The 26875-nt window shown below is 73.9% G+C and carries 23 protein-coding genes; 20 read left to right on the top strand and 3 right to left on the bottom strand.

Annotation, left to right across the window (positions count from 1 at the left end; all coding sequences use genetic code 11):
- The first annotated feature begins 35 nt into the window (after window positions 1-35).
- The 5 genes from ribD (at window position 36) to JUB12_RS05615 (ending at window position 3875) form a co-directional block, all read left to right on the top strand.
- A complete protein-coding gene (ribD, locus tag JUB12_RS05635; protein WP_241004428.1) occupies window positions 36-1154 on the top strand; it encodes a bifunctional diaminohydroxyphosphoribosylaminopyrimidine deaminase/5-amino-6-(5-phosphoribosylamino)uracil reductase RibD in 1119 nt (372 codons plus the stop codon).
- Window positions 1155-1158: 4 nt separating this feature from the next.
- Complete coding sequence (locus JUB12_RS05630) at window positions 1159-1752, top strand: riboflavin synthase (protein ID WP_205698647.1); 594 nt, start codon at window positions 1159-1161, stop codon at window positions 1750-1752.
- The gene (locus JUB12_RS05625; protein ID WP_205698646.1) at window positions 1749-3029 is read left to right on the top strand and encodes a bifunctional 3,4-dihydroxy-2-butanone-4-phosphate synthase/GTP cyclohydrolase II; all 1281 of its coding nucleotides are present in this window, start codon (window positions 1749-1751) and stop codon (window positions 3027-3029) included. Before JUB12_RS05630 ends, JUB12_RS05625 begins: the two co-directional genes overlap by 4 nt.
- A complete protein-coding gene (ribH, locus tag JUB12_RS05620; protein WP_205698645.1) occupies window positions 3026-3457 on the top strand; it encodes a 6,7-dimethyl-8-ribityllumazine synthase in 432 nt (143 codons plus the stop codon). The genes JUB12_RS05625 and ribH overlap by 4 nt, the downstream gene beginning before the upstream one ends.
- Window positions 3458-3524: 67 nt before the next feature.
- Window positions 3525-3875, top strand: a complete 351-nt coding sequence (locus JUB12_RS05615; protein ID WP_205698644.1) for a hypothetical protein — start codon at window positions 3525-3527, stop codon at window positions 3873-3875.
- A gap of 80 nt (window positions 3876-3955) precedes the next feature.
- On the opposite strand, the gene JUB12_RS05610 is transcribed toward JUB12_RS05615, so the two are convergent.
- Window positions 3956-5626 carry a serine/threonine-protein kinase gene (locus JUB12_RS05610; protein ID WP_205698643.1) on the bottom strand — a complete coding sequence of 557 codons (1671 nt, stop codon included), beginning with the start codon at window positions 5624-5626 and terminating at the stop codon, window positions 3956-3958.
- A gap of 101 nt (window positions 5627-5727) precedes the next feature.
- Between JUB12_RS05610 and rpmB the strand changes: the two genes are divergently transcribed.
- The 8 genes from rpmB to JUB12_RS05570 are packed head-to-tail and all read left to right on the top strand — an operon-like array spanning window position 5728 to window position 13516.
- A complete protein-coding gene (gene rpmB / locus JUB12_RS05605) occupies window positions 5728-5919 on the top strand; it encodes a 50S ribosomal protein L28 (protein WP_205698642.1) in 192 nt (63 codons plus the stop codon).
- Window positions 5920-5938: 19 nt separating this feature from the next.
- The gene (locus tag JUB12_RS05600) at window positions 5939-7603 is read left to right on the top strand and encodes a DAK2 domain-containing protein (RefSeq protein WP_205698641.1); all 1665 of its coding nucleotides are present in this window, start codon (window positions 5939-5941) and stop codon (window positions 7601-7603) included.
- A 35-nt stretch (window positions 7604-7638) separates the two neighbouring features.
- Entirely contained in the window at window positions 7639-9762 is a 2124-nt protein-coding gene (locus tag JUB12_RS05595) for an ATP-dependent DNA helicase RecG (protein WP_205698640.1), read from the top strand.
- Window positions 9759-10298, top strand: coding sequence for a 16S rRNA (guanine(966)-N(2))-methyltransferase RsmD (gene rsmD, locus JUB12_RS05590; protein WP_205698639.1), 540 nt, complete (start codon window positions 9759-9761; stop codon window positions 10296-10298). Before JUB12_RS05595 ends, rsmD begins: the two co-directional genes overlap by 4 nt.
- Window positions 10295-10792, top strand: coding sequence for a pantetheine-phosphate adenylyltransferase (coaD, locus tag JUB12_RS05585; protein ID WP_205698638.1), 498 nt, complete (start codon window positions 10295-10297; stop codon window positions 10790-10792). The genes rsmD and coaD overlap by 4 nt, the downstream gene beginning before the upstream one ends.
- Before the next feature lie 16 nt (window positions 10793-10808).
- Window positions 10809-11273, top strand: coding sequence for an ATPase (locus JUB12_RS05580; RefSeq protein ID WP_205698637.1), 465 nt, complete (start codon window positions 10809-10811; stop codon window positions 11271-11273).
- A 49-nt stretch (window positions 11274-11322) separates the two neighbouring features.
- Window positions 11323-12966 carry an acyl-CoA synthetase gene (locus JUB12_RS05575; RefSeq protein WP_205698636.1) on the top strand — a complete coding sequence of 548 codons (1644 nt, stop codon included), beginning with the start codon at window positions 11323-11325 and terminating at the stop codon, window positions 12964-12966.
- 31 nt (window positions 12967-12997) lie between these two features.
- Complete coding sequence (locus JUB12_RS05570) at window positions 12998-13516, top strand: DUF177 domain-containing protein (RefSeq protein WP_205698635.1); 519 nt, start codon at window positions 12998-13000, stop codon at window positions 13514-13516.
- Here JUB12_RS05570 and JUB12_RS05565 read toward each other — a convergent pair.
- Both JUB12_RS05565 and JUB12_RS05560 read right to left on the bottom strand, forming a co-directional pair.
- On the bottom strand, window positions 13513-14022 hold the full coding sequence (locus JUB12_RS05565; protein WP_205698634.1) for a GNAT family N-acetyltransferase: 510 nt from the start codon (window positions 14020-14022) through the stop codon (window positions 13513-13515). The two genes, JUB12_RS05570 and JUB12_RS05565, sit on opposite strands and share 4 nt — an antisense overlap.
- Window positions 14019-14894 carry a GNAT family N-acetyltransferase gene (locus JUB12_RS05560; RefSeq protein WP_205698633.1) on the bottom strand — a complete coding sequence of 292 codons (876 nt, stop codon included), beginning with the start codon at window positions 14892-14894 and terminating at the stop codon, window positions 14019-14021. Before JUB12_RS05560 ends, JUB12_RS05565 begins: the two co-directional genes overlap by 4 nt.
- A gap of 29 nt (window positions 14895-14923) precedes the next feature.
- On the opposite strand from JUB12_RS05560, the gene rpmF reads away from it, so the two are divergent.
- From rpmF to JUB12_RS05525, 7 genes are all read left to right on the top strand, one after another.
- The gene (gene rpmF / locus JUB12_RS05555; RefSeq protein ID WP_205698632.1) at window positions 14924-15124 is read left to right on the top strand and encodes a 50S ribosomal protein L32; all 201 of its coding nucleotides are present in this window, start codon (window positions 14924-14926) and stop codon (window positions 15122-15124) included.
- Between the two features lie 32 nt (window positions 15125-15156).
- Window positions 15157-16200: a phosphate acyltransferase PlsX gene (plsX, locus tag JUB12_RS05550; protein ID WP_205698631.1), complete on the top strand. Its 1044-nt coding sequence runs from the start codon at window positions 15157-15159 to the stop codon at window positions 16198-16200.
- 3 nt (window positions 16201-16203) lie between these two features.
- Window positions 16204-16449 (top strand): acyl carrier protein, encoded by a 246-nt coding sequence (gene acpP / locus JUB12_RS05545; RefSeq protein WP_205698630.1) that lies wholly within the window; start codon window positions 16204-16206, stop codon window positions 16447-16449.
- Window positions 16450-16456: 7 nt separating this feature from the next.
- Entirely contained in the window at window positions 16457-17137 is a 681-nt protein-coding gene (locus JUB12_RS05540) for a ribonuclease III family protein (protein ID WP_205698629.1), read from the top strand.
- The gene (locus JUB12_RS05535) at window positions 17137-20400 is read left to right on the top strand and encodes a chromosome segregation SMC family protein (RefSeq protein ID WP_205698628.1); all 3264 of its coding nucleotides are present in this window, start codon (window positions 17137-17139) and stop codon (window positions 20398-20400) included. Before JUB12_RS05540 ends, JUB12_RS05535 begins: the two co-directional genes overlap by 1 nt.
- 110 nt (window positions 20401-20510) lie before the next feature.
- Window positions 20511-22226 carry an integrin alpha gene (locus JUB12_RS05530; RefSeq protein ID WP_205698627.1) on the top strand — a complete coding sequence of 572 codons (1716 nt, stop codon included), beginning with the start codon at window positions 20511-20513 and terminating at the stop codon, window positions 22224-22226.
- Between the two features lie 192 nt (window positions 22227-22418).
- Entirely contained in the window at window positions 22419-26723 is a 4305-nt protein-coding gene (locus JUB12_RS05525; RefSeq protein WP_205698626.1) for an RHS repeat domain-containing protein, read from the top strand.
- Window positions 26724-26875 lie beyond the last annotated feature (152 nt).

The following is a 26875-nucleotide window of genomic DNA, read 5'->3' as shown; positions in this document are numbered from 1 at the left end:
TCAGGCTGCCCGTCCCTAGAATCCGGTCCTCGCCCGTGCTCCGGACCGAGACCGACCACCTCCACCTCGCGCGCGCCATCGAGCTCGCCGAGCGTGGGCTCGGCCGCGTCACGCCGAACCCCGTCGTCGGGGCCGTCGTGGTCCAGGACGGCGAGGTCGTGGGGGAGGGCTGGCACGAGCGCTTCGGCGGCCCGCACGCCGAGCGCGCCGCCATCGGCGCGTGCGGCGACCGCGACCTGGCTGGCGCGACGATCTACGTCTCGCTCGAGCCCTGCTGCCACCACGGCAAGACGCCGCCGTGCACCGACGCGATCGTCGAGGCCGGCATCAAGCGCGTCGTCGTCGCGGCGGACGACCCGACGGAGAAGGCCTCGGGCCGCGGCCTCGGGATCCTGCGCGACGAGGGCATCACCGTCGACGTGGCGGGCGGGGAGCTCGCCGCCAAGGCGCGGCTGCAGAACCAGGCCTTCCGCAAGCACGCGCGCACCGGGCGCCCGTGGGTGCTCTTCAAGTCGGCGATGACGCTCGACGGCAAGGTCGCGACCCGCACGGGCGACTCGAAGTGGATCTCCGGCGAGGGCTCGCGCGCCGTCTCGCACCGCTGGCGCTCCACCGTCGACGCGGTCGTGGTGGGCATCGGCACGGCGCTGGCCGACGACCCGCAGCTCACCGCGCGCATCCCGGACGTCCACCGCCAGCCGCGGCGCGTCGTGTTCGACGCCACGGGCCGCCTGCCGCTGGACTCCAAGCTCGTCTCCGAGGCCCCGGAGCTCCCGCTCACCGTCGTCGTCTCGCGTGCCGCGCCGCGCAGCGCGACGGACGCGCTGGAGTCCGCCGGGGCCGACCTCATCGTCGCCGCCGGCGAGAACGAGCCTGCGCGCGTGCGCTCGGCGCTCGACCAGCTCGGCGAGGCCGGCGTCACGTCGCTGCTGCTCGAGGGCGGCCCGCACCTGGCGGGCGCCTTCCTCGACGCCGGCGAGATCGACGAGGTCCGCCTCTTCCTCGCGCCGCTGCTGCTCGGCGGGGCCGCCGCGCGCGACCCGCTCGAGGGCGAGGGCGTCGAGCGCATCGGCGACGCGCTGCGGGCCCTGACCCTCGAGTGCGAGCGCTCGGACGAGGACGTCCTCATCCGCGCCCGGCTGCGGGAGTGGTGAGCAGGTGTTCACCGGCCTCGTCGAAGACCTGGGCACGGTCGTCGCCCGCGACGCCACGGACGACGGCGCCCGCCTCACCGTCCGCACCCGCCTGACCGCGGAGCTCGGGCTGGGCGACTCGATCGCCGTCAATGGCTGCTGCCTGACGGCGACGACGATCGACGGCGACGTCTTCACCGCCGACGCCATGCACGAGACGCTGCGGCGCACGTCGCTGGGCGCGGTGGAGGTGGGCGGGACGGTGAACCTCGAGCTGGCCATGAAGGCCGGCGCGCGCCTCGGCGGCCACCTCGTCCAGGGCCACGTCGACGGCACGGGGACCGTCGCGGCGGTCCGCGAGGACGGCTTCGCCCGCGTCGTGACGGTCGCGGCGGCGCCCGAGCTGCTGCGCTACGTCGTCGAGAAGGGCTCGGTCTGCGTCGACGGCGTCTCGCTCACCGTCGCCCGCGTCGACGACGACGGCTTCGACGTCTCGCTGATCCCCGAGACGCTCGAGCGCACCACCCTGGGCGCGGCAGCGCCCGATCGCATCGTGAACCTGGAGGTCGACATCGTGGCCAAGTACGTCGAGAAGCTCGTCGGAGCGCACGTCCGATGAGCGCACCGACCCGGACCTTCGCCACCGTCGAGGAGGCGCTGGAGGACATCGCCGCGGGCAGGATGGTCGTCGTCGTCGACGACGAGGACCGCGAGAACGAGGGCGACCTCGTCATGGCGGCCGAGTTCGTCACGCCCGACGCGATCAACTTCATGACGCGCCAGGCGGGCGGCTGGATCTGCCTCGCCCTGACCCCGGAGCGCTGCGAGGAGCTCGGCCTCGAGCTCATGACGCTGAAGAACGAGTCGGCCCACGAGACGCCGTTCACCGTCACGATCGAGGCCCGCGAGGGCGTCACCACGGGCATCTCGACCGCCGACCAGGCCACGACGATGCTCACCGCCGTCGACCCGGCCAAGGGCCCGGACGACATCGTGGTCCCCGGCCACGTGCACCCGCTCAAGGCCAAGGCCGGCGGCGTGCTCGAGCGCACGGGCCACACCGAGGCGTCGGTCGACCTCGCGCGCCTGGCGGGCTGCATCCCCGCCGGCGTGATCTGCGAGATCCAGAACGAGGACGGGTCGATGGCCCGGGTCGACGACCTCCAGGCCTACTGCGCCAAGCACGGCCTGAAGATGATCACCATCGCCGACCTCATCGCCTACCGCCGGCAGCACGACCGGCTGGTGGAGCGGGTCGCCGAGGCGCGCATGCCCACGGCGTTCGGCGAGTTCACCGCGGTCGGCTACCGGTCGCTGGTCGACGACAAGCACCACGTCGCGCTGGTCAAGGGCGACGTCGCCGGCAAGGAGGACGTGCTCGTGCGCGTGCACTCCGAGTGCCTGACGGGCGACGTCTTCCACTCGCTGCGCTGCGACTGCGGCCAGCAGCTCGAGAACGCGCTGGCGATGATCGAGACCGAGGGCGAGGGCGTGCTGCTCTACCTCGCCCAGGAGGGCCGCGGCATCGGCCTGCTCAACAAGCTCAAGGCCTACAAGCTGCAGGAGGAGGGCTACGACACCGTCGACGCCAACCTCAAGCTCGGCCTGCCGGCCGACCTGCGCGACTACGGCATCGGCGCCCAGATCCTCGTGGACCTCGGGCTGACGTCGATCCGGATCCTCACGAACAACCCCAAGAAGATCCACGGCCTGCAGGGCTACGGGCTGAGCGTCTCGGCGCAGGTGCCGATCGACCCGATCCCCAACCCGCACAACGAGGCCTACCTGCGCACGAAGGCCGAGCGGATGGGCCACACCTACCACCACCAGGGCCTGAACCTCGACGGCGAGATGCTCGCCGAGGAGGCCCGCCGCGACGCGGGGATCGACGAGTGAGGGTCGCGCTCGCCGTCGCCCGCTTCTACGACGAGCTCGCCGAGCGGCTCGTCGCGGGCGCGCGCGTCGCGCTCGAGGAGGGCGGCGCGGAGGTCGTGGAGGTCGTGGACGTCCCCGGCGCCTACGAGCTGCCGATGGCCGCCAAGCTCGTGGCCGACAGCGGCCGGGCCGACGCGGTGGTCTGCCTCGGGGCGGTCATCCGCGGGGAGACCGACCACTACGACTGGGTCTGCGGCGCCTGTGCCCAGGGCATCAAGGACGTGCAGCTCGCCACGGGCGTGCCGTGCGCGTTCGGCGTGCTGACGGTCGACACCTACGAGCAGGCGCTGGCCCGCTCGGGCGAGGGCAAGCGCGACTCCGGGCGCCACGCGGCCGAGGCCGTCCTGGCCCTCCTGGCCATCAAGCAGCGCCTCGGCGCCACGGTCTGACGCCGGCGCGTCCGGTCGCGCACGGCGGTACCTCGACGATCCCGCAGCGACGGCTAGGCTCGCGCTCATGGACCGCGTGACCCTCGAGGTGATCGCCCTCGTGCTGACGTTCGTCGTGCACGTCCTCGGGGCGGGCATCCTCGTCTGGAACCTGCTCGACGGCGAGCGGGTCGACTGGCGCGGCTTCCTCAACCCCGACGGCGACGGGGGCGGCGGCGCCAAGCGCAAGGCGCGCGACCCGCAGGGCCCGCTGTCGCCCGGCGGGCTGCCGATCCCGCTGGACGACGCCGACCAGTCGGCCGAGCGCTTCCGGGAGCCCGGCCGCCTCGCCGACCGCAAGGCCCGCCCGGTCCGCCGGCCGGCCCACGTGCCGGCGCCGGCGCCCGAGCGCGAGCCGGCCGAGCGCGAGACGGTCTAGGCACGCTCGCTCCGGGGGCGAGCCTGCAGTCGGGGCTCCACCAGCGACCGGACGACAGGGTCGCCGCCGCGGGCGGGGCCTCAGCCCTCCTTGACCTGGACCCGGAAGCCCTTGGCGAGGCCGCGGCCCTTGCCGGGCTTGCCGGCCCGGGTGCCGTTCGCGGTCGCACCGCCCTCGTCCCCGCCGTCGCCCGTCCCGCCGCCGGCCTCGGCGCGCGCCCGGTCGAGCTCGCGCTTGGCGTCGCCGGTGTTGTCCGGGTAGTTGAGGCGCTCCTCGAGGTACGGGATCGCCTCGTCGGGGCGCCCCGCCAGGCGCAGGGCCCAGCCCAGGTTGTAGAGCGCGAAGGCGTAGGGCTGCTCGGAGGTCCGCCCGTCCTCGCGGAAGCCGGTGACGGAGCGCTGCAGCAGCGGGATGGCGGCGTTCGGGTCGCCGGGCAGGAGCGCGAAGCCCGCGTCGTTGAGCTCGGCCGGCGAGCGGCCGTCCGACGCCGTGCGGTCGGGCTCCTGCGCCTGGGTCTCGGCCTTCGGCTCCGCGGCAGGAGCGGGGGAGGACTGGGTCTGGGTGGCGCGCGAGGAGGTCCGCGGGCGCTCGGAGGACGACGTCCGCGCGGCGGTCCGGTCGCCGTCGCCGGCCCGCGTCGCGCCGTCGTCCCCGCCGCCTCCGCCGAGCGCCGCGGCGACGATCGCCACGACGGCGCCCAGCGCCAGCGCCGTGGCCAGCAGGACCGGCAGCCGCCGCCCACCACCGGCCCGCTCGGGGTCAGACCCCGTCGCATGCCGCGGTGCGACGGGGTCAGACCCCGTCGCATGGCCGGCGGGCGCCGGGACGGGCGCCGGCGGGCGCCGCGGCGGGCGCGGGGTGGGCGTGCGCGGCTCGCGGACCTCGACGGGCAGGGGCGAGATGGCGGTGACCGCGGTCGGGGCCTCGGCCGCGTCGCCGATCGACCGGCGCAGCTCGGCCACGAACGCGGCGGCGCTGTGCGGGCGGTCGCGGGGGTCCTTGGCCAGGCCGTGGCGCAGCGCGTCGGCGGCGGACGCGCAGACGCCCTCGGGCTCGGGCGGCTCGGCGTGGACGTGCTGGTGGACCTGGGCGACCGGCGTGTCGCCCTCGAACGGCCGGCGGCCGCAGAGCAGCTCGTAGGCGACGACGGCCAGCGCGTAGCGGTCCGAGGCGGGCGTCGCAGGCTCGCCGCGCCCCTGCTCCGGGGACAGGTACGCCGCGGTGCCGACGACCTGGCCGGCCATCGTCAGCGCGCTCTCGCCCTGGATCGACGCGATCCCGAAGTCGCCGACCGCCAGGCGGCCGCGCTCGTCGAGCAGGAGGTTGCCGGGCTTGACGTCGCGGTGGACGATCTCGGCCGCGTGCGCGGCGTCCAGGGCGCTCGCGGCCTCCTCGAGCCACTGCAGCGCCATCGGCACCGGCACGGGCTGGGGCGCGCGCAGGCGCTGGCCCACCGTCCCCCCGGCGAGGTGCTCCATGACGATGAACGCCTCGCCCTCGTGCTCGCCGATGTCGTAGATCGTCACGACGTGCGGGTGGTCGGAGACCCGCGCGGCGGCCCGGGCCTCGCGGGTGAAGCGCCGCCGGGCGTCGGGGTCGGCGGCGTAGCCGGGGCCGAGGACCTTGACCGCCACGAGGCGGCCCAGCAGCTCGTCCTCGGCCGCCCAGACGGTCGCCATCCCCCCGTTGGCGATGTGCCGGACGACCCGGTAGCGATCGGGGAGCGAGACGGACGGCGCGGCCGGCGGCATCCTGTGGCCTCTACCCAGGGCCCCCCGAAGGGGGAACGTCCTCGACGGACGCTGGGGCCACGATGCGACCAACGGCGCCCGCTCGCTACACTGCCCCGCCCATGGCCAAGGTCTGCCACAGCTGCGGGAAGGGTCCCGCCTTCGGGAACTCCCGCAGCCACTCGATGGTCGCGACCAAGCGGCGGTTCGACCCGAACCTCCAGAAGGTCCGCGTCCTCGTCGGCGCCGCGCCGCGTCGCGTGTACGTCTGCACGCGCTGCCTCAAGGCCGGCAAGGTCACCAAGGCCGTCTAGGCAGGACACCGCCCGCGCGGTGTCCGCCGACCCCAGTCTCGTCCGGTTCCGCGCCGTCGTCGACGGTGCGCTCGTGCACCTCGAGTCCCGCCGGACCGAGATCAACGACCTGAACGTCTTCCCGGTCGCCGACGGCGACACGGGCGACAACATGGCGCTGACGCTGAGCGCCGTGCTGGAGGAGCTCGACCGCCTGGCCGACTCCGGTCGCGCGCTGGACGACATCGGCCGCGACGAGATCGTCGACTCCGTGGCCCGCGCCGCGCTCCTCGGCGCCCGCGGCAACAGCGGCGTCATCCTGTCGCAGCTCATCCGCGGCGCCGCCGAGGAGCTCATCTCCCGTCCCGGCGAGCTCGTCGACCCGGTCCTCATCGGCGCCGCCATGGCCAAGGCCGCCGACCGCGCCTACAAGTCCGTCCGCGAGCCGGCCGAGGGCACGATCCTCACCGTCATGCGCGAGATGGCGCTCGCCGTCTCCCACGAGCTCGCCCACCTCCCGCCCGGCGCGACCCGCCTGGGCAGCGAGGACGACCCGCGCCAGAACGAGCTCATCGCGACGGTCCTCGAGAAGGCGATCGCGGCCGGCGAGGCCTCCGTGCGCCGGGGCCCGGAGCTCCTGCCCGCCCTGCGCGAGGCGGGCGTCGTCGACGCCGGCGGCTACGCGGTGACGATCCTCTTCGCCGGCGTCGTGGCCGCCCTGCGCGGCACGCAGGCGCCCGAGGTCGAGCGCCACGTCGCCCCCGCGAAGGTCACCCACCCCCAGCACGAGTCCTCGACGTTCCGCTTCTGCACGAACTTCGCGGTCAGCGGCCGCGAGCTCGACCCGACGGGCTGGATCGCGAAGCTCGAGGCACTGGGCGACAGCGTCCTGGTGGTCGGCGACGACCGCACGCTCAAGGTCCACGTCCACACCGACGAGCCCGAGCGCGCCACGGGCCTCTTCGCCGGCGTGGGGGAGGTCTCGCACCTCGACGTGGCGGACATGCACGCCCAGGTCGTGGAGCGCGAGGAGCGCCTGGCCGCGGCGACGACGAACGGCGCCGCGGCGCCGACCGCCTGCTGCGGCGCCCTGGCCGTCGCCACCGGCGAGGGCCTCCAGCGCCTCTTCGAGGACCTCGGCGTCCACGTCCTGGACGGCGGCCCGACGATGAACCCCTCGACGATGGAGCTGCTGGCCGGCATCCACCAGGTGCCCGCCGAGCAGGTCGTCGTCCTCACGAACAGCCCGAACGTCCGGATGGCCGCCGAGCGCGCCGCGGAGCTGAGCGAGAAGGCGGTCGCCGTGGTGCCGACGCGCTCCATGCAGGCCGGCCTCGCCGCCGCCATCGCGCTCCACCCCGACCGCGACGCCGCCGAGAACGCCGCCGCCATGGAGCGCGAGCTCGCGCACGTGCGCACCGGCGGCGTCGCCCCCGCCGCCCGCGACGACGCCGACGGGCGCTTCCGCACCGGGGACGCCGTCGGCTACGTCGACGACGAGCTCGTGGCCTGGGGCGACCCGCAGAAGACCCTCGCCGACGTCCTGGCCCGCCTCGACGACGGCGCCGAGCTGGTGACCTGCATCGCCGGCGCCGACGCGCCCCTCGACGACGACGGCGTGCTGGCCCTCGCGCCCGACGCCGAGAAGGTCGAGGTCGAGCCCGGCGGGCAGCCCGCCTGGTGGTGGCTGCTCTCGGCCCAGTAGGCCCAGCCGACCGGCCCGCCTTGCATCATCAGCCCGTGCCGCTGGCGTTCGGCGAGACCCGCGAGCTCGACCACGACGAGCTCCTCGCCGCGCCCGTCCGCTGGCCGCGCCCGTCCGCGTGGCGCGCGCCGCTCACCGTCACGCCGCCCACCGCCGCCGAGGCCGCGGCCACCCTCGGCCTCCACACCGTCGGCGACCTCCTGCTGCACCTGCCGCGGGCCACGAGCGAGGCCCGCACCATCGACGAGCTCGTCGTCGACGAGGTCGCGACCGTCGTCGTCGAGGTCCGCTCCATCACGAGCCGCCCGGTCCGCCGGCGCGGCATGAAGCCCCTGGTCGAGGCGACCGTCGCCGACGCCACCGGCGTGATGAAGGCGACGTTCTTCAACCAGCCGTGGCTCGCGCGCCAGTACCCGGCCGGGACCCGGCTGGTCCTGCACGGCAAGTTCCAGGCCCGCAACCGCTTCCGGGTCAACACCCACGCGCGCACCGACGAGGCGGTCGGCGCCGAGGGCGAGGCCGTGGCGCAGTACCCCGCGACGAAGGGCATCACCTCGCCCCAGCTGCTCGCCCTCGTGCGCGAGCACCGCCACGCCGCCTTCGACGCCCCCGAGCCGCTGCCGGCCGCGCTGCGCCGCGACGAGGAGCTCCCGGACGTCGCCGGCGCGCTGCTGGCCGCCCACGGCGACGAGCCCGAGGAGGGACGGCGCCGGCTGGCCTTCGACGAGCTCCTGCTCGACCAGGTCGTCCAGCTGCGCCTGCGCGAGGCCCGCCGCGCCGGCCTGCGCGCCACGCCGCTGGCCGACCCGCCGTCGCTCTCGGCCCGCTGGCGCGACGAGCTGCTGCCCTTCGCGCCCACCGGCGACCAGGTCAACGCGATGGCCGAGGTCGACGCCGACCTGGCCCGCGACCGGCCGATGCAGCGCCTGCTCATGGGCGAGGTCGGGTCGGGCAAGACCGTGGTCGCCCTCCACGCGATGCTGCGCGCGGTCGAGCACGGCGGCCAGGCGGCGCTCATGGCGCCGACCGAGACGCTGGCCGAGCAGCACTTCGCCACCGTGCAGAAGCTGCTGCCCGGCAGCGCGCAGACCGGCCTGCTGGCCGAATCGGCCGGCGTGCGCGCCGCGCTGCTCACGGGCTCCACGAGCGCTGCCCGCCGCCGCGAGGTCCTCGCCGGCCTGGCCTCGGGCGAGCTCGGCGTCGTCGTGGGGACCCACGCGCTGATCGAGGACCCCGTCGCCTTCGACCACCTCGCCGTGGTCGTCGTCGACGAGCAGCACCGCTTCGGCGTGCGCCAGCGCGCCGCCCTGGACACCAAGGCGCCCGCCGGCCGCACCCCGCACGTCTTGCACATGACCGCCACGCCGATCCCGCGCACGCTGCGCCTGGCCTCCTTCGGCGCGCTGGACGTGACGACGCTGCGCGAGCTGCCCCGTGGCCGCCAGCCCATCGCCACCCACGTCTGCTCCACCGAGCGCGAGCGCTCCCGCGCCTACGAGCGCATCCGCGAGGAGCTCGAGGCCGGCCGCCAGGCCTACGTCGTCTGCCCGCTCGTGTCGGAGTCCGAGGCGTTGCAGGCCCGTGCCGCGACCGAGGAGTTCGAGCGCCTGCGCGAGGGCGAGCTGCGCGACTTCGAGGTCGTGCTCCTGCACGGCCAGCTCAAGCCCGCCGAGAAGGCGGCGACGATGGCGCGCTTCGCCGCCGGCGAGGCCGACGTCCTCGTCGCCACCACGGTCATCGAGGTCGGCATCGACGTCCCCAACGCCACGGTCATGCTCGTCGAGGACGCCGAGCGCTACGGCATCTCCCAGCTGCACCAGCTGCGCGGGCGCGTCGGCCGCGGCGAGCACCCGTCGCTCTGCCTGCTCTTCGGGCCCGCCGAGTCCGTGCGCCTCAAGGCGCTCGCCGAGCACCGGGACGGCTTCCGCCTGGCCGAGATCGACCTCGAGCTGCGCGGCGAGGGCGAGCTGACCGGCACCCGGCAGTCGGGGCTCGCGCGCTTCCGGGTCGCCCGGCTGCCCGAGGACGCCGAGGTCCTGGCCCGCGCCCACGCCCGCGCGCAAGCGCTGTTGCAGGCCGACCCGGCGCTGGAGCACCCCGAGCACGCCCTCCTCGCCGACGCGCTCGCGCTGCTCGAGGCCGAGCCGGTCGCGGCATGAGGGTCGTCGCCGGGCGCTTCGGCGGCCGCCGCCTGCAGGCCCCACCGGGGACGGCGACGCGCCCGACCGCCGACCGCGTCCGGGAGGCGCTGTTCAGCTCGCTCGGCCCGCTCGACGGCGACGCCGTCCTGGACCTCTTCGCCGGCTCCGGAGCGCTGGGCATCGAGGCGCTGAGCCGCGGCGCCGCCAGCGCCCTGTTCGTCGAGCGCGACCGCCGCGCCCTCAGCGTCCTGCGGGCCAACCTCAACGCCCTCGGCCTCGGCCCGCCGGAGGCGGCGGTGCGCCCCGGCGACGCGCGCGCCGCCCTCCGGGACGCACTCGCGCGTGGCGACACATACGATCTGGTCCTCCTCGACCCCCCGTACCGGGACGCACCCGGGCTGGGGCCCGAGCTCTCGGAGACGCTGCCGGACCTCCTGGCTCCCGGCGCCCGCGTCGTCTGCGAGAGCGATCGGCGCGCCCCGCTCGAGCTGCGGCTGCCGGTCGTCCTCGACCGCCGGTACGGCGACACGCGCCTTCGCATCCACCACGCATGACCGACCGCCCCCGCATCGCCGTCTGCCCCGGGTCCTACGACCCGATCACCAACGGCCACCTCGACGTCATCAGCCGCGCCTCGCAGCAGTTCGACGAGGTCGTCGTCGCCGTCGTGAACCTCTCCGTGCGCAAGAGCCGCTCGCTCTTCGGCATCGAGGAGCGGCTCGGGTTCATCACCGAGGCCACCGAGCACCTGGGCAACGTGCGCGCCGAGCCGTTCAACGTCCTGGTCGTCGACTTCGCGCGGCGCATCGGGGCCACGACGATCGTCAAGGGCCTGCGCGCCATCTCGGACTTCGAGTACGAGTTCGAGATGAACCAGCTCAACCGGATGCAGGCCCCTGACGTGGACACGCTCTACCTCATGGCCTCGCCGCAGTACTCTTTCCTCAGCTCGAGCGGCGTCAAGGAGCTCGCCACCTTCGGAGGGGCGATCGACGAGCTCGTGCCGCCGTCCGTCGCGAAGCGCCTGAAGGAGGAGCTCGCGCGGTGACGAACAAGGGAGAGCCATGGACGTCCTGGTCCTGATCGACAAGCTCGACGATCTCGTTCACAACGCGAAGCGCATCCCCCTCACGGAGGACGTGCGCGTCGACAAGGAGGAGATCTACGACATCCTGGATCAGATGCGCGCCACGATCCCTGACGAGATCAAGCAGGCACGCTGGATCGTCAAGGAGCGCCAGGAGATGCTCGCGGAGGCCAAGCGTGAGGCCGAGCGCATCGTCAAGGAGGCGCGCGACAAGCAGGACCAGCTGATCTCCGAGCAGGAGGTCACGCGGCAGGCCGAGCGCGCGGCCGAGGAGATCATCGAGGACGCCCGCGCCCGCGAGCGCGAGATCCGCCTCGGCGCCGAGGACTACGCCGACGAGATCCTCAACACGCTCGAGGTCAACCTCTCGAAGTTCATCGCGGCCGTGCAGCGCGGTCGCGAGCGCCTGGCGGGCAAGGACGAGCCCGCCGAAGTCGCCTAGCGGCCGCTGACAGGGCGTCAGGAACCACCTCGTACCGCGAGGTGGTTGGATGGGCCCTGTGAACGTCCTGGGTCAGCTCTCCGCGAAGGCGCACCTCGTCAAGACGCTCGCGGAGGCGGGCATCATCGCGCCCGTCCGGCCGGACCGCCTGGTGAAGGTCGCCAAGGCGCTGCACGCCTTCGGGCCCACCCCCGCCGCCGGGTACGCGGCGAGCGCCGCGCGCTACCCCGACGACGTCGCGATCGTCGACGAGCTGGGCCAGCTGACGTTCGACGAGGTCCACCGCCGCTCGAACGCGCTGGCCGACGCGTGGGCGAAGGACGGGCTGCGCGAGGGCGACAACGTGGCGATCCTCTGCCGCAACCACCGCGGCTTCGTCGAGGCGGTCATCGCGCTGTCCAAGCTCGGCTGCCACGCGCTGTTCCTCAACACGATGTTCGCCAAGCCGCAGGTGACCGACGTCTGCGCGCGCGAGCAGCCCAAGGCGATCGTCTTCGACGAGGAGTTCGCCGACCTCGTCGCCGACGCCGCCAAGGACCGCCGGCGCTACGTCGCCTGGTTCGACGGCGCGTCGGGCGGGCCGTCGGAGGACCCGCTGCTCGAGGACCTCATCGCGCGCGGCAGCCCGGCCGACCGCACAGCGCCCTCGGACAAGGGCCGCGTCGTCATCCTCACCAGCGGCACGACCGGCACGCCCAAGGGCGCCCAGCGCCGCCAGCCCGACTCGCTGGAGCCCGCGGCGGCGCTGTTCTCGAAGATCCCCCTGCGCGCCCGCCAGCGCACGATGATCGCCGCGCCCATGTTCCACTCGTGGGGCTTCGCGCACTTCGTCCTGGCCATGAGCCTCAGCTCGACGATCGTGCTGCGCCGGCGCTTCGACGAGGAGGGGACGCTCAGCGCGATCGCCCAGCACCGCTGCACGGCGCTCGTCGTCGTCCCCGTGATGCTCCAGCGGATCATGGAGCTGCCGCCAGAGACGATCGACCGCTACGACGTGCGGTGCCTGCGCGTCATCGCGCTCTCCGGCTCGGCGCTGCCGGGCGAGCTGGCGATCCGGGCGATGGACCGCTTCGGCGACGTCCTCTACAACCTCTACGGCTCGACGGAGGTGGCCTGGGCGACGATCGCCACGCCCGCCGATCTGCGCGCCGCCCCGGGCACGGCCGGCTCGCCGCCGCGCGGCACCGTCGTCCGGCTCTACGACACCGAGGGCAAGCCGGTCGGCCCGGGGGAGACCGGGCGGATCTTCGTGGGCAACGAGATGCTCTTCGACGGCTACACCGGCGGCGGCGGCAAGGACGTCATCGACGGGCTGATGTCGACGGGCGACGTCGGCCACTTCGACCAGGCCGGGCGGCTCTTCGTCGACGGCCGCGACGACGAGATGATCGTCTCGGGGGGCGAGAACGTCTTCCCCCGGGAGGTCGAGGACCTGCTCGCCGACCACGAGGCGGTGGAGGAGGCGGCGGTCATCGGCGTCCCCGACGAGCAGTGGGGCCAGCGCCTGCGCGCGTTCGTCGTGCTGCGCGAGGAGGGGTCGGTCACCGCCGACGACCTCAAGGGCTACACGAGGCAGAACCTCGCCTCCTACAAGGTGCCGCGGGAGGTCGTCTTCCTCGACGAGCTGCCGCGCAACGCGACCGGCAAGGTCCTCAAGCGCGAGCTGCGCGAGCACGAGGTCGGCACGTCCTAGCGCTGACCGGGGCGCGGGCTACGCTGGATCCATGGCCTCGCGCACGGACACCTTCGACCTCGCTCGTCTCCAGCTGCGCGCGGGGGAGGGGCGGCGCCTGGAGCTCGAGGTCGTCCTCGAGCCGCTGACCTTCGGCACCGAGACCTACATCGTCGAGCCCTCGCCGGTGACGGCCGTGCTCGACGTCTCGCGGATGGTCGGCGGCGGCTACTCGCTGCGCCTGCGCTTCGCCGCGGCGGTCGACGGCCCGTGCATGCGCTGCCTCACGCCGGCGGCGCCGCGCTTCGAGGTCGACGCCCGCGAGGTCGACCAGCCCGGCGGCGGCGACGAGCTGTCCAGCCCGTACGTCGAGGGCGAGCTGCTCGACCTCCACGCGTGGGCGCACGACGCCTTCGCGCTGACCCTGCCCCAGCAGGTGCTCTGCCGGCCCGACTGCGCCGGGCTGTGCCCGGAGTGCGGGGCCGACCTCAACGCGGACCCCGACCACGCGCACGAGCGCGCGCCGGACCCTCGCTGGGCGGCGCTGCGCGAGCTCAAGCTCGACGGCTAGCGCACCGGCAGCTCGAGCACGTACTGGACGAGGTCCACGCCCATCACGGGGTGGCGGTCGCGGGCGTCCGTGCGCACCCACCCGTGGCGGGCGTAGAGGCGCTCGGCCGGCGAGCCCTCGATCGTCCACAGCCGCGCGCGCTCGAAGCCCCGCTCGCGCATCGCGACGTGCGCGGCGACCAGCAGCCGGCCCCCGATGCCCTGGCCGAAGCGCGCGGGCTCGACGAAGCAGGCGCTGAGGTGGGCGAGGCCGGGGACGACCGCACCGTCGTGGTGCTGCTCGCGGGCCGAGGAGAACGCCACGGCGCCGACGAGCGTCCCGTCCTCGTCCTCGGCCAGCTGGGCCCAGGCGCCGTGACGGGCGAGGCGCACGTGCCAGTCGGTCTCCTCCTGCAGGACGGTCGGCAGCGCCATCTGCGGATGGGCCTCGAGGTGGGTGGCGTCGGCGCGGCGCACGAGCGCCGCCACGGCGGGGACGTCCCGGGGCGTGACGTCGCGCAGCCTCACAGGAAGGCGCCCGACAGCAGGTAGGACCGGAACGTGCCGGTCGAACCGCGCACGAAGATCGGGCCCTCGTGGCCCAGCGAGAGGCCGGCGTCCAGCGCGGTGCGCAGGGCCCAGTCGTTGGCGTGGGGGATGAAGTCGACGTGGACGCTCTGGCCCGGGGCGGCCTGGGCGAAGCAGGACCACAGGAGGTCCGTGGCGGCCTCGTCGTCCAGCGCGGCCAGCAGGACCGGCGCACCGTCGCGCTCCACCGCGAAGCCGCGGTCCTCGTGGACGAGCAGGCGCCCGCCCATCGCGATGATCGCCGGCAGGTCGACGGCGTGCGACGCGCCGCGGGCCTGGCGCGAGGCGGCGTCGAGGGTGGCGCGGTCGGCCTCCACGTCGCCGGGGCGGGCGCGCAGGCCGTCCGGGATGCGCGAGGCGTTGAGGGCCCCGGCGGCGCTCAGGCAGGGCAGGGCGTCGAAGCCGGCGCGCACGTAGCGCTTGAGCGCACGGGCGTCGGTCGAGGCGGCGATGATGCCGCCGCGCGCGCCGGCGCCGTGGTCCAGGGCGGGGGCGAGGACGGCGGCGCCCACGCCGCGGCCCTGGAAGTCCGGGTGCACCCCCAGCAGCGACAGGCCCCAGACGTCCTCGCGCAGCAGGGAGAGCGCGACGCCGGCGATGCGCCCCTCGACCTCGGCGACGAAGCAGCCGTCCGGGTCCGTGGCGCGCAGGTGGCGCATGCGCAGCTGGCCGCGGGAGGCCCGCAGCTCGTCGTCGGGCGGGACGAACTCCGGCGGCCAGAGGGCCCGCAGCGCCTCCCAGCCGACCCGCTCGGCGGCCGGGACGTCCTCCTCGGCCAGTGGACGGACGACCAGGTCGGACGGCGCAGCCATCCAGGGCACGCTACCCTTCGCCGTCGCCCATGGCCGTCCCGAAGCAGAAGCAGTCGCACAGCCGCACCACGAAGCGTCGCGCGCAGCACAAGATCAGCGCGCCGACCTACAACGCGTGCCCGCAGTGCCACGAGCCGCGGCTGCCCCACCGGGTCTGCCCGAACTGCGGCACGTACGCCGGCCGCTCGGTCGTCGCGGCCGATCCGCACGCCGGCCACGACCACGGCTAGCCCGGCCGCCTGAGCGGCGGTCGGTCCTCGAGATGACGGTCACGGTCGCGGTCGACGCCAACGGCGCTGACCTCGGCCCCGCGGAGGTCGCCCACGGCGCGGTGCTGGCGGCGCGCACGGGCGTGCGCGTCGTGCTCTTCGGCCCCGCCGCGGAGCTCGCGCCGGTCGTCGCCGGCGAGGACGCCATCAGGGTCGTCGACGCCCCGGTCTCGATCGCCAAGGCCCCCGACCCCGCCGCGGCGGTGCGCGGGCATCCCGAGTCGTCGATCGTCCGTGCGTGGGCGGCGGTCAAGGACGGGGAGGCGCAGACGGTCGTCAGCGGCGGCTCCACCGGGGCCGCGCTCGCCGCGGGGCTCTTCGGCATCCGCCGCGCCAGGGGCATCTCCCGCCCGGCGCTCGCGCTGCCCGTCCCGGTCCCGGCCAACCCGGTGACGCTCGTCGACGTCGGGGCCAACACCGAGGTGCGCGCCGAGCAGCTCGTCCAGTTCGCCTTCATGGGCGCGGCGCTGGCCTCCGCGGTGCTCGGCGTCGAGCGGCCGCGGGTGGCGCTGCTCTCCAACGGCGAGGAGCCCACGAAGGGGACGCCGACGGTCGTCGAGGCGCACGAGGCGCTCGCCGCGCGGGCCAAGGACTCCGTGGCGCTCGAGTTCGTCGGCAACGTCGAGGGCACGAGCCTCATGACCGGGGCGGCGGACGTCGTCGTCGCCGACGGCTTCACGGGCAACGTCGCGCTGAAGACGATGGAGGGGACGTCGAAGGTCCTGCTCGAGGCGATCCGCGGGGCGGCGACGTCGTCGGCGCGCGCGAAGGCCGGTGGCCTGCTGCTGCGTGGCGCCCTGGGCGACCTGCGGGCCGACCTCGATCCCGAGGCGGTGGGCGGCGCCTACCTCCTGGGCCTGCGCTCGCTCGGCGTCGTCCCGCACGGGCGCTTCACCCGCGCCGGCTTCTCCCAGGCGATCCAGCTCGCCGCCCGCGGGGTGCGCGAGGACGTCGTCGGGCGCACGCACGAGGCGCTCGAGGCCGCCGGCGCCCTACGTCGTTCGGGAGCGTCCGAACCCGCCTCTACGGTCTCCTGACCCATGACCCGCGACGAGGTCTTCACCCTCATCCAGGGCCACCTGGCCGACGAGCTCGACGTCGATCCCGCGCGGATCGACGAGACGACGCGGTTCAAGGAGGACCTGGAGGCCGACTCCCTGGACCTCTACACGCTGGTCCAGGAGCTCGAGGACTCCTACGGGGTCCGGATGAGCGACGAGGAGGCGGCGAGGATCCTCACCGTCGGCCAGGCGATCGACTTCGTGCTCGAGCGCACGCCGGCGTAGGTGGGCGGTGGAGCGGCTGACCGCCCTGCTCGACGCGCTGCCCGAGGACCTCTACCGCCAGGTCTTCACCCACGCGTCGTGGAGCCCGCGTCGCGCGGACTCCTACGCCCGTCTGGCCTTCCTCGGTGACAGCGTGCTGGGACTCGCGATCACCTCGCACCTGTACCCGCGCCTGGAGGCCGAGCGCTACGGCGCCGGCCGCCTGACGAAGATCCGCGCCCAGGTCGTCTCGGGCTCGTCCTGCCGGGGCGTCGCCGAGCGCCTCGAGGTCCCGCGGCGCATGCGCGAGACGGCGCCCGAGGGCGCCGAGCACGCGGCGTCGCTCGTGGAGACCGAGCGCGTCCTGGCGTCCGTCACCGAGGCGGTCATCGGGGCGTGCTACCTCCAGTCGGGCTACGAGACGGTCGCCGAGGCGGTCGTCGAGTGCTTCGCGCCGGAGATCGAGCAGGCGCTGCAGTTCCCCGTGGACTTCAAGTCGACGCTCCAGGAGCGGCTCGCCCAGCGCGGGGCCGTGGTGGAGTACGAGGTGGTGGAGGAGCACGGGCCCCCGCACGACCGGACGTTCGACGTGGCGGCCCGGGTCGACGGGGAGGAGGTCGGCCGCGGCAGCGGGCGCTCCAAGAAGCACGCCGAGCAGGAGGCCGCCCGGGTCGCGCTCGAGGCCATCGACGAGGAGGCCCTGGCCTGATGCACCTCAAGTCCATCGCCCTGAAGGGCTTCAAGTCCTTCCCCGACCGCACGAAGCTCGAGTTCGCCCCGGGCGTCTCGGTCATCGTCGGCCCGAACGGGTCGGGCAAGTCCAACGTCACCGACGCGGTGCTGTGGGCGATGGGCGAGCAGTCGCCCCTGGCCGTCCGCGGCCAGTCGATGCAGGACGTCATCTTCGGCGGCGGGCGCGGCGTGCAGGCGCGCTCGAGCGCGGAGGTCGAGATCGTCCTCGACAACGCCGACGCCTCGGTGGACCTGCCGATGGGCGAGATCTCCATCGTCCGGCGCCTGGACCGCAACGGCGACGGCGAGTACCGGCTCAACGGCGCGCGCTGCCGCCTGGCCGACGTGCTCGAGGTCCTGTCCGACACGGGCCTGGGCAAGGAGATGCACTCCGTGGTCTCCCAGGGGCGCGTCGAGGCGATCGTCACCTCCAAGCCCAAGGACCGCCGGCTGCTCATCGAGGAAGCCGCGGGCCTGGGCAAGCACCGCAAGCGCCGCCGCCGGGCGCAGCTCAAGCTCGAGCGCACGCAGGACAACCTGGACCGCGCGCTGGACGTCGAGCGCGAGGCGCGCTCGCGGCTGCGCCCGCTCAAGCGCCAGGCGGAGGCCGCCGAGCTGCACGCGCGCCTGGAGCGCCAGACGCTCGAGGCCCGCTGGGAGCTCGCGCGCGACGCCGTCCGGGCGCGCCGCGAGGAGCTGGGGACCGCCGAGACGGCCGCGACGGCCGCACGGGCGGCCCGCGACGAGGCCGAGGTCGCGCTGCGCGAGGTCGCGGTGCGCCGCGAGGCCGCCGAGCAGGCGATGGCCAAGCGCACCGAGCAGCGCGAGGGGCTGGCGCGGCGCGTCGAGCGCGCCCGCGGCTCGGCGGACCGGATCGAGCTGCGCCTCGAGCGCACGCAGGAGACCGCGCAGACGGTCCGCGAGCGCGTCGTGCGCCGCGGCGAGCAGCTGCGCGCGCTGCAGGCCGCCGAGGCCGAGGACCAGCCCGACGAGCAGGGCCGCGAGCGCATCGAGGCGCTGGAGGCGGCGCTCGTCCAGCTCGACGAGGACCGTGCCGCGACGCTCGAGCGCGAGCTCGCGGCGCTGGAGGAGCAGCGCGTGGCGGCGGCCGCCCGGGCGCAGGAGGCGCAGGCGGCGGTCGAGGAGCGGCGGTCGAAGCTCGCCGAGGCCGAGGCGGCGTGCGAGGTCGCGCGCCAGGCGCGGCGGGCGTCGGAGTCCTCGGCCGAGGGCGCGCGCCGGGAGGCCGCGCGCGTCGGTGCCGAGCTCGCGCGGGCCAACCAGTTCCTGCGCTCGCACGCTAGGTCGGCGACGGGCGGCGCGGCGTCGCTGTCCGACGAGCTGGAGGTCGAGCCGGGCTTCGAGCTCGCGCTGTCGGCGGCGCTCGACGGGCGGCTCGCGGCGGCGATCGTCGAGGACCGGACCGCCGGCGGCGCGCTGCTGGACGGTGCCGGCGCCGACGGCGGCCGCGCGCTCGTCTCGTCGTCCATCGAGGCGGTCGCCGGCGGCGGCGCCCCGGTCGACGGGGCGCGCTGCCTGGCCGAGCTCGTCCGCGGGCCCGACCCGGCGGCGTCCCTGGCCCGCCGGCTGCTGGCCGACACCTGGGTCGTCGAGGACCTCGGGGTCGTGCCGGCGTCGTTCCGCGGCACCGCGGTGACCACCGCGGGCCGCGCATGGGTCGGCGCGACGGGTGAGCTGCGCCAGGCCGCCGAGGGCGGCGTGGAGCGCGTGCTCGCCGAGCGCAACCGGCGCGATGCGCTCATCGCCGACAGCGAGACGGCGGTGCGCGCCGAGCAGGAGGCGCTGGGCGCCGTCGACGCCGCCCGCCAGGCGGTCGCCGCGGCCGACGCGTCGCGCGAGGAGGCCGAGCGCGAGCGCCGCGAGGCTGAGCGCGCACACGCCGAGGCGCGCGAGTCCGAGCGCCAGGCGTCGTGGCTCATCGAACAGCGCCGCAAGGCCCCCGAGCAGGGCGAGGCGGCCGTGCGCCGCGCGCAGCTGCAGGGCGAGCTGGCGGCCGAGAAGCGCGTCGCGGAGCGGGCCGCCAAGGAGCGCGAGGAGCGCCGGCGGCGGATCGCCGGCCTGCAGGCCGCGCTGGCCCGCGACGAGGCGCTCGTGCCGCAGGCCGAGAAGCTCGCCGTCGTCCTGGAGCTGGCCCTCGACGCCGTGCGCAACCGCGTCGAGGCCGTCGAGGCCGAGCTGGCCGCCGACCGGGCCGAGGGCGAGGGCGTCGCCCAGGAGCTGCGCAGCTGCGCCGCCGAGGAGGCGCGCATCCAGGCGATGCTGCGCGAGCGCGGCGAGGCCGTCACCCGCGCCGAGGTCCGCGCCCAGCAGGTCCGCGACCAGGCTGCGGAGGCCACGCACGAGCTCGAGGGCCTGGGCGAGAAGCTCGGGCTGGCGCCGGAGCCGGCCACCGAGCCGCTGGACGAGGAGCAGCGCCAGGCGCTGCGCGTCCGCGTGGAGCGGCTGGTCAAGCGCCGTGAGCAGCTGGGGCCGGTCAACCCGCTGGCCAAGCAGGAGTACGACGAGGCCATGGCCCACGTCGAGGAGCTCGAGCGCCAGCGCACCGACCTCGAGACGGCGCTGCGCGAGCTGCGCACGTTCATCAAGGACACCGACCGCCAGATCCGCGAGACCTTCGAGGAGACCTTCGCGGCGGCGGCCAAGAACTTCGAGGAGCTCGCCGCGCACTGCTTCCCGGGCGGCCGCGGGCGGCTGCGCCTCGTGCGGGAGGAGTCCGGGCCCAAGCCGGTGCTGGGCGGCCAGGAGGCCGACAGCGGCGACGGGACGGCGGAGGTCGCCGCCGAGGCGGCGGCGGAGGCCGCGGCCGACGCCGAGGCCGCGGAGGGCGCCTCGGGCTTCGACCCCGACGACGACGTCGGCGTCGAGATCGAGATCACGCCCGCCGGCAAGGCGATGAAGCGCCTGACGCTGCTCTCGGGCGGCGAGAAGTCGATGACCGCCATCGCCTTCCTCTTCAGCGTCTTCCTCGCGAAGCCGTGCCCGTTCTACATCCTCGACGAGGTCGAGGCGGCGCTGGACGACCTCAACATCTCGCGCTTCCTCGACCTGCTGCGCGAGTACCGCGACCACGCGCAGTTCATCGTCGTCACCCACCAGAAGCGCACGATGGAGGCGGCCGACACGCTGTACGGCGTCTCCATGGGCGGCGACGGCGTCTCGAAGGTCGTCTCGCGCAAGCTGCCGCGGGACTACCTGGCCGCCCAAGAGGGCGCCGCCGCCTAGCCGTACCGCGTCGTTCGCCGGCCTGGTGGGTTGGAGCGGTCGTGCCCTCCCCGAGTGGACTGGCCCTGCCGACGCCCGGGGGCGGGGCGATGCCTATCCTCACCGGCTCCATGCGCCGTCTGCTGCCCGCTGCCGCACTGCTCGCGGCGCTCGTCTGTGCCGCGCCGGCGGGCGCCCAGGAGCTGCCGGACTACATCGACACGGCCGAGCTGCGCCAGCTCGAGCTGCGCTCGCGCGTGCCCGACGCCGTCGCCGGCAGCGCGCTGGCCACGGGCGACTTCGACGGCGACGGCAACGACGACCTCGCCGTCGGCGCGCGCGGCCTGTCACCGCTGGGCCGCGACGAGGCCGGCGGGGTGGAGGTCCTGTTCGGCCCCATCACCGGCCGCCGCGCCGCGGGCCGGCTCATGGTCTACGGCGCCGAGGCCCACGAGCGGGCGGGCACCGCGCTGGCCAACGCCGGCGACGTCGACGGCGACGGCGCGGACGACCTGGCCATCGGCGCCTACCAGGCCTCGCCGGTCGACCGCCCGGCCGCGGGCCGGGTGTACGTCGTCTTCGGCCGTGGGGAGGGCGAGCTCGACCTCGCGAACCTCGGCCCCGACGGCCAGAAGATCTGGGGCGCGATGCCGGCCGACAACCTCGGACGCTCGCTGGCGTCGGTCGGCGACCAGGACGGCGACGGGCGGCCCGACCTGCTCCTCGGCGCTCCGGGCGCCGACCCGGGCGGCCGCGTCCGCGCCGGGGCCGCGTTCGTCGTGCGGGGCGATCCGACGCCCGAGCGCATCGTCGACCTCGCCGCGCCGGGCGACCAGGCCTTCGCCTTCGCCGGCCCGTCGGAGGGTGCCACGGCCGGCTGGTCGGTCGCGGGCGGCGGCGACCGCGACGGCGACGGCCTCGCCGACTACGCGATCGCGGCGCCCGAGGACGTCACCCGCTCGGGCCGCGTCTGGCTCGTCAAGGGCGGCTGGCGGCCCGGCAGCACCGACCTCCTGCTCGGCGGGCCCGGCATCCAGGGCGTCGTCGGCCCCCGCCCCGGCTCCCTCCTGGGCTTCTCCCTGGCCGACGTGGGCGACGTGACCGGCGACCGGCTCGCCGACATCGCCGCGGGGGCCTGGGGCTCCTCGCCGCGCCAGCGCAAGCAGGCCGGCCAGGTCTACGTCCTGCCGCGCAACGGCGCCCTGCTGCGCCCGACGGTCTTCGGCGCCACCGACCGCGACCGCGCCGGGCGCGCCGTCGCCGCCGCGGGCGACATGGACGGCGACGGGCGCCGCGACCTCCTCGTCGGCTCGAGCGCCGCGGACGTCGGCGACGTCGCCTTCGCCGGCGCCGCCGCCGTCGTGCGCGGCACGAAGGAGCAGGAGGTCGACCTCGCCATCCCGGAGGAGCGCCTCCTCATCGCCGGCTCCGTGCAGCAGAGCCGCTTCGGCGACGCCCTCGCCGGCGACGCCGACCTCGACGGCGACGGCCGCCCCGACCTCGCCGTCAGCGCCCCCGGCTCCGGCGGCAGGTCCCTGCGCGGCGGCGTCTACCTCGTCCGCAACCCGTACCCCGTCCGCCTCAGCGTCCTCGAGCCCGAGGGCGGGTGGTGCGACGTCGGCCGCCTCGACGTCGGCATCCGCGTGACGGGCGCCGCCTCCCTCGGCCTCCGCGTCGCCGCGGGCCGCCGCTCGCGCACCTCCAACGTCCGCGCCCGGCCGGGCGCCCAGACCTTCTCCCTGCGCTGGCCCGGCGGCTCCGGCGCCCGCGCCACCCTCCGCGTCCGCGCCCGCGGCTCCGACGGCCAGACCGTCACCCGCACCGTCCGGGTGCCGGACGGCTGCTGAGGTTCACCACACATGAACAGCCTGCTCTGACCAATGAGCAGGATCGCGGTTTGTCGGCACTCTGACTAGCTGACGCACCTGTCGTGCTTCGCTCAGGAAGGGTGGACCACGAGAGCTCGGCAGGGGCTCCAGAACGCCCGAGAGGGCAGGGGGCGCGTCATGCGCGGACGGTCTGTGTCGGCTGGGACGGCAGTGCTCACGCGTGCCCGGAGGCGGTTCCTGGCCATCTCCACGGCGACGATCGCTGTGCTGCTCGCCCCGGCCGCAGCGGCGTTGGCCGAGAAGCCACGCGAACTCGTGGACGAGCGGACCCGAACGTCCGAGACGTGGGTCCGTGAGGACGGCCAGCGCGTCACGACCGTCTCCACCGGCCCGCGCAACTTCAAGGTCGACGGCAAGTGGAAGGCCATCGATCCCACGCTGAAGCCGTCCGACGATCCGAGGTATGTGGACAACACGGCCGCGGAGTTCGACCTGCGCCTCCCCCGTTCGCTCAGCGACCCGGTCCGCCTCGAGAAGGGCGGCATGTGGCTCGAGATGCGTTCCCTCGGAGCTCGTCCCGCGAAGAGCGACTTCCGCGGCGACACCGGTCGCTACGAGGACGCCTTCCCGGCGACCCGCATGGATCTGTCCTCGACGCCCACCGGCGTCAAGGAGCTCCTGACGCTCAGCTCGGCGGACGCCCCGTCGACCTTCGCCTACGAGCTGCGGCTCTCCAAGGGACTCACCCCCAAGCTCCAGGACGGCGCGATCGTCCTGCGAGGGCCGGAGGGCGACTTCGCCAACCTCCCCAAGCCGTGGGCCAGCGATGCGAAGGGCGCTCAGGACGAGGCCGCGCACTACGTCCTGCGTCCGGCTGGTCCAGGCTGGCGCGTCGAGGTCGTCCTGACGCCGAACTGGCTGCGCGATGAGCACCGTGCGTTCCCGGTCACGGTCGACCCGACGGCGAACCTCCGCCTCTGGGGCTTCTGCTGGCTCAACGAGGCTGGGCCCACGGTGTGCGGCTCCTCGTCGACGATCGGCTTGAACGGCAACTACCGGAACCGCGCGGTTGCGGTCTTTGCGATGCCGGAGCTGCCAAGCGGCGTTCGATACATCGCCTCGGCGAAGGTCACCGCTGGCGCGACGGTGCACCGGGCCGGGACGATCGATGCGTATCCGCTGACGCAGGCTTGGGGCCAGTCGGCGACCTGGACCGACGGCTGGCAGGTGCCCGGAGGGACCTACGACACCACCAAGCGCCTTTCGACGCGCAAGTTCGGTGGGGCAGATCCGACGCCCTTCTGGGACCTGACTCGTGCGGCTCAGGACTGGCTCGACGAGCAGCAGCCGAACTTCGGTGTCCTCTTCCGCGCGACGGAGGAGTCCTTCGCCGGCGCGGGCGCCTTGGTCTCGGCGTGGGGCGGTTGGGGGATCTCCATGGAGGTGACCTGGGACGATCCGCGCCTCGGGCTTCGACCGCACTACGCCACGAGCGGCACGCGGCTGAACGCGAGGTCGTCGGCGTCCGTCAACCTGTCCAACGGCAACCTCATCGTCTCCCAGGCTGACGGTCAGCTCTCCGGTGGTCTGGGTCCTGATGTCCTGATTGGGCACACGTACAACTCGCAGTCGAGCTCCACGGGGGCTCTGGGGCCGGGCTGGCAGCTCGACGCCGCGCCCGACCTGGGTCTCGACCTCTCACCGGACGGCAAGGTCACGGTCCGTGGCGCCACCGGCACGCGCGTGACCATCGAGCCTGGGGTCGCGGGAACCGCTGGTGAGGCCCAGTACATCGAGCCGGAGTGGATGGGAGCGCAGCTCACCTTCAGCGGGGGCCAGTACACCCTCACGGCGAACAACAGCCAGTCGAAGCAGCGCTTCGACTCGTCCGGTCAGCTCACGTCGCTCGAGGACAACAACGGCCGTAGCGTCGTGTACCTCCGAGACTCCGCTGGCAAGGTCACGACGATCCGCGACACGGCGGGCCGTCTCCTGCAGCTCACATGGTCGGGGTCGAAGCTGACCAAGGTCGCGCAGCACCAGAACCCAAAGGCCGCGCCCTCGACCTCCAACCCGATTTTCCGCCAATGGCAGTTCGGCTACGACACCAGCGGTCGGCTGAACCAGTACACGGATCCAGAGAACGGCGTCTACCTCTACTCCTACGACGCGAGCGGGAGGCTCAGCTCCTGGCGTGATCCCCGGACCTACAGCACGACGTTCGCCTACGACAGCTCGGGTCGCGTCGAGAAGATCATCCGTCCCACCGCGAGCACCGGGAACACGACGACCTACGTCTACGAACCGCTTGGGCCGCCTGACGCGAACGGCCAGGCAAAGCCGCGGAAGCGCATCACGCAGGTGATCGACGCCCGCAACCTCACGACGGAGTTCAAGCTCGGCGCCAGCGGCGAGCTGGTGGAGGCGAAGGACCCGGCCGGAAGGACCCGGAAGCAGGGGTACACCGAGAAGCTCTTCATCGAGTCGTACACGCCGGCCGGGGCTGCCACGGGAGCCAGCCCCGCCCAGAGCATCGCCTTCGATGACGTGAGCGGGAACCCGGCCACGATCACGAGCAGGCCCGCATCTGGGGTGCAGTTCAGCAGCCGCATGTACTACGGCGCACCGACCGACCCGGCCGCGAAGTACCGCATGGTGTGTCAGACCGACAGCGCGAACCGCGGCACGGCGTACTCGTACGACGGGAACGGGAACCCGACGAACGTCAGCGCCCGCGCGCCTTCCAGTCGTTGCTCGGGGAATGAGTACTCCAGCGCGTCGGCGACGTACGGGAGCACAGCGGACGGCAAGGGCGGTCGACTGGACCTCATCAAGGACTTCAGCGGTCGCCAGACGTCCTACGGCTACGACAGCGACGGGAACCTCACGTCCGTCGCGCCGCCGAGTGTCGCTGCTGGCGGAGGGCCGGTTACCGTCGCCATGGGGTACGACGCCTATGCGCGGCTCGCGTCCTACCGCAACGGTCGCCAGGAGCTCACGACCTACACGCTCGACAAGCTGGACCGCCTGAAGAAGCTGCTCTACGCCGACGGCCGGTCGGTCAACTTCGTCTACGACGCGAACGACAACATCACGTCGCGTACCGATCCGGTGGGCTCGAGCACCTACGCCTACGACCGCCAGAACCGGGCCACCTCCGAAAGGCAACCGGACGGGCGCCAGACGGACTACACCTACGACGAGGTCGGCAACCTCCTGACGCTGTCCGACGGCAGCGGAGCCAGCCGGTACCAGTACAAGCCCGACAACCAGATCGCTCGCGTGTCGCAGCCGACGGAGTCGATGACCGGAGGCGTCACCTTCGACTACGACACGGCCGGCAACCAGAACAAGGTGGTCATGCCCAACGGCGTGACGGTCACGCGGAAGTTCGACCAGCTCGGTCGCCCAGAGGAGATCGCGGCCGACAAGTCCTCTGGACGTCTGCTGACCCGGACCTATCAGTACAGCGGCGACAAGCTGCTGCAGGACACCGGCATCTACTACTTCTACGAGAACGGCTTGGGGCAACTCACGGAAGCAGACAACACGGCGATCGGCATCACTCCCGTGGGCAACGTCCATCCGGCCGGTGCAACCGCGGGCTTCAACGAGGCGAACCAAATGACGAGCTTCAACGGCTCGACCAACTCGCTGACGTACGACGCCAACGGCAACCTGCGCACCGTCACGCGGGCCGGGACGGCGGGCCCAGCTCTGGATGCGCTGACTCTCACGTACAACCAGCGAGACCAGATCGCCTCCGTCAACGGCACGGCGCTCACGCACCTCGGAGCCTCGAACGACGAGCTCATCACCGAGGGGACGACCGCGCTGCAGTACAACTTCCTCGGGCTGAGCCGCAAGGGCAGCACCTACTTCACGCGCACCGACAAGGGCGACCCGATCGCACAGCGCACGGTCGGTGGCGTGACCCAGTACTACGTCACGGATCGGCTCGGCTCGGTCATCGCGCTGCTCGACCAGTCAGGCAATGTCCTGCGAAGCATCAGCTACGGTCCGTACGGCGAGAGTACCGGTCTGACTGGCGGCACGGCCCCTGTGTCTCATCTGGGGTGGCTCGGCGGGCACTACCTCAGCAGCGCGGACCTGTACCACTTCGGCGCGCGGTACTACAGCCCGAGGATGCGGCGGTGGACGCAGCCGGATCCTCTGGACCAGACGGGGGACCTGCTCGAGGGCAACAAGTACTCCTACGCTGCGGGTGACCCAATTAACAAGGTAGATCCGAGCGGCACCATCAGCTGTCACCAGATCCTTGGTTCCATCTGCGGTGTGGATGAAGGGGCTCAGCAGGTCTCGCAGCGGGTCAGTTCGTGCGCGCGAGGCGCAGCATTCGCCGCGGCACGCACCAAGCTGCTGCCTTTTGGGGCCGTGGGGTGCGGGTACGGACTCGCCCGGAAGCGCACCATCGGTGGCTCTATCGTCAACTCGCTCAAAAAGCTCGGCCGCGGCTATGCCTGCCACGTTGCCGAGGACGAGTACTACTGCTAAGTCGGGCGGCGATCCATGAGGGCGATTGAATGGACAGGCGCTGGGATCCTTGCCGCCGGTCTGGTCCTTGTGTTTGGTGTGCCCGGCGGTTTGTGGACTGATGTGCCGGGATGGATGTTGGTGACGGTCGGATTCGTCATCGACGTCGGTCT

The organism is Conexibacter sp. SYSU D00693, from assembly GCF_017084525.1.
Lineage (GTDB): Bacteria > Actinomycetota > Thermoleophilia > Solirubrobacterales > Solirubrobacteraceae > Baekduia.
The sequence above is the reverse complement of the archived record's forward strand: the minus strand, read 5'-3'. Positions and strand labels throughout refer to the sequence as shown.

Bases quoted from the DNA above. Each gene is read 5' to 3' on its own strand.
- JUB12_RS05615 (WP_205698644.1), top strand. From the start codon at position 3,525: ATGGACCGCGTGACCCTCGAGGTGATCGCCCTCGTGCTGACGTTCGTC.
- coaD (WP_205698638.1), top strand. From the start codon at position 10,295: ATGACCGACCGCCCCCGCATCGCCGTCTGCCCCGGGTCCTACGACCCG.
- JUB12_RS05580 (WP_205698637.1), top strand. From the start codon at position 10,809: ATGGACGTCCTGGTCCTGATCGACAAGCTCGACGATCTCGTTCACAAC.
- acpP (WP_205698630.1), top strand. From the start codon at position 16,204: ATGACCCGCGACGAGGTCTTCACCCTCATCCAGGGCCACCTGGCCGAC.
- JUB12_RS05625 (WP_205698646.1), top strand. From the start codon at position 1,749: ATGAGCGCACCGACCCGGACCTTCGCCACCGTCGAGGAGGCGCTGGAG.
- JUB12_RS05535 (WP_205698628.1), top strand. From the start codon at position 17,137: ATGCACCTCAAGTCCATCGCCCTGAAGGGCTTCAAGTCCTTCCCCGAC.
- JUB12_RS05570 (WP_205698635.1), top strand. From the start codon at position 12,998: ATGGCCTCGCGCACGGACACCTTCGACCTCGCTCGTCTCCAGCTGCGC.
- rsmD (WP_205698639.1), top strand. From the start codon at position 9,759: ATGAGGGTCGTCGCCGGGCGCTTCGGCGGCCGCCGCCTGCAGGCCCCA.
- JUB12_RS05575 (WP_205698636.1), top strand. From the start codon at position 11,323: ATGGGCCCTGTGAACGTCCTGGGTCAGCTCTCCGCGAAGGCGCACCTC.
- JUB12_RS05610 (WP_205698643.1), bottom strand. From the start codon at position 5,626: ATGCCGCCGGCCGCGCCGTCCGTCTCGCTCCCCGATCGCTACCGGGTC.
- rpmB (WP_205698642.1), top strand. From the start codon at position 5,728: ATGGCCAAGGTCTGCCACAGCTGCGGGAAGGGTCCCGCCTTCGGGAAC.
- JUB12_RS05530 (WP_205698627.1), top strand. From the start codon at position 20,511: ATGCGCCGTCTGCTGCCCGCTGCCGCACTGCTCGCGGCGCTCGTCTGT.
- rpmF (WP_205698632.1), top strand. From the start codon at position 14,924: ATGGCCGTCCCGAAGCAGAAGCAGTCGCACAGCCGCACCACGAAGCGT.
- plsX (WP_205698631.1), top strand. From the start codon at position 15,157: ATGACGGTCACGGTCGCGGTCGACGCCAACGGCGCTGACCTCGGCCCC.
- JUB12_RS05560 (WP_205698633.1), bottom strand. From the start codon at position 14,894: ATGGCTGCGCCGTCCGACCTGGTCGTCCGTCCACTGGCCGAGGAGGAC.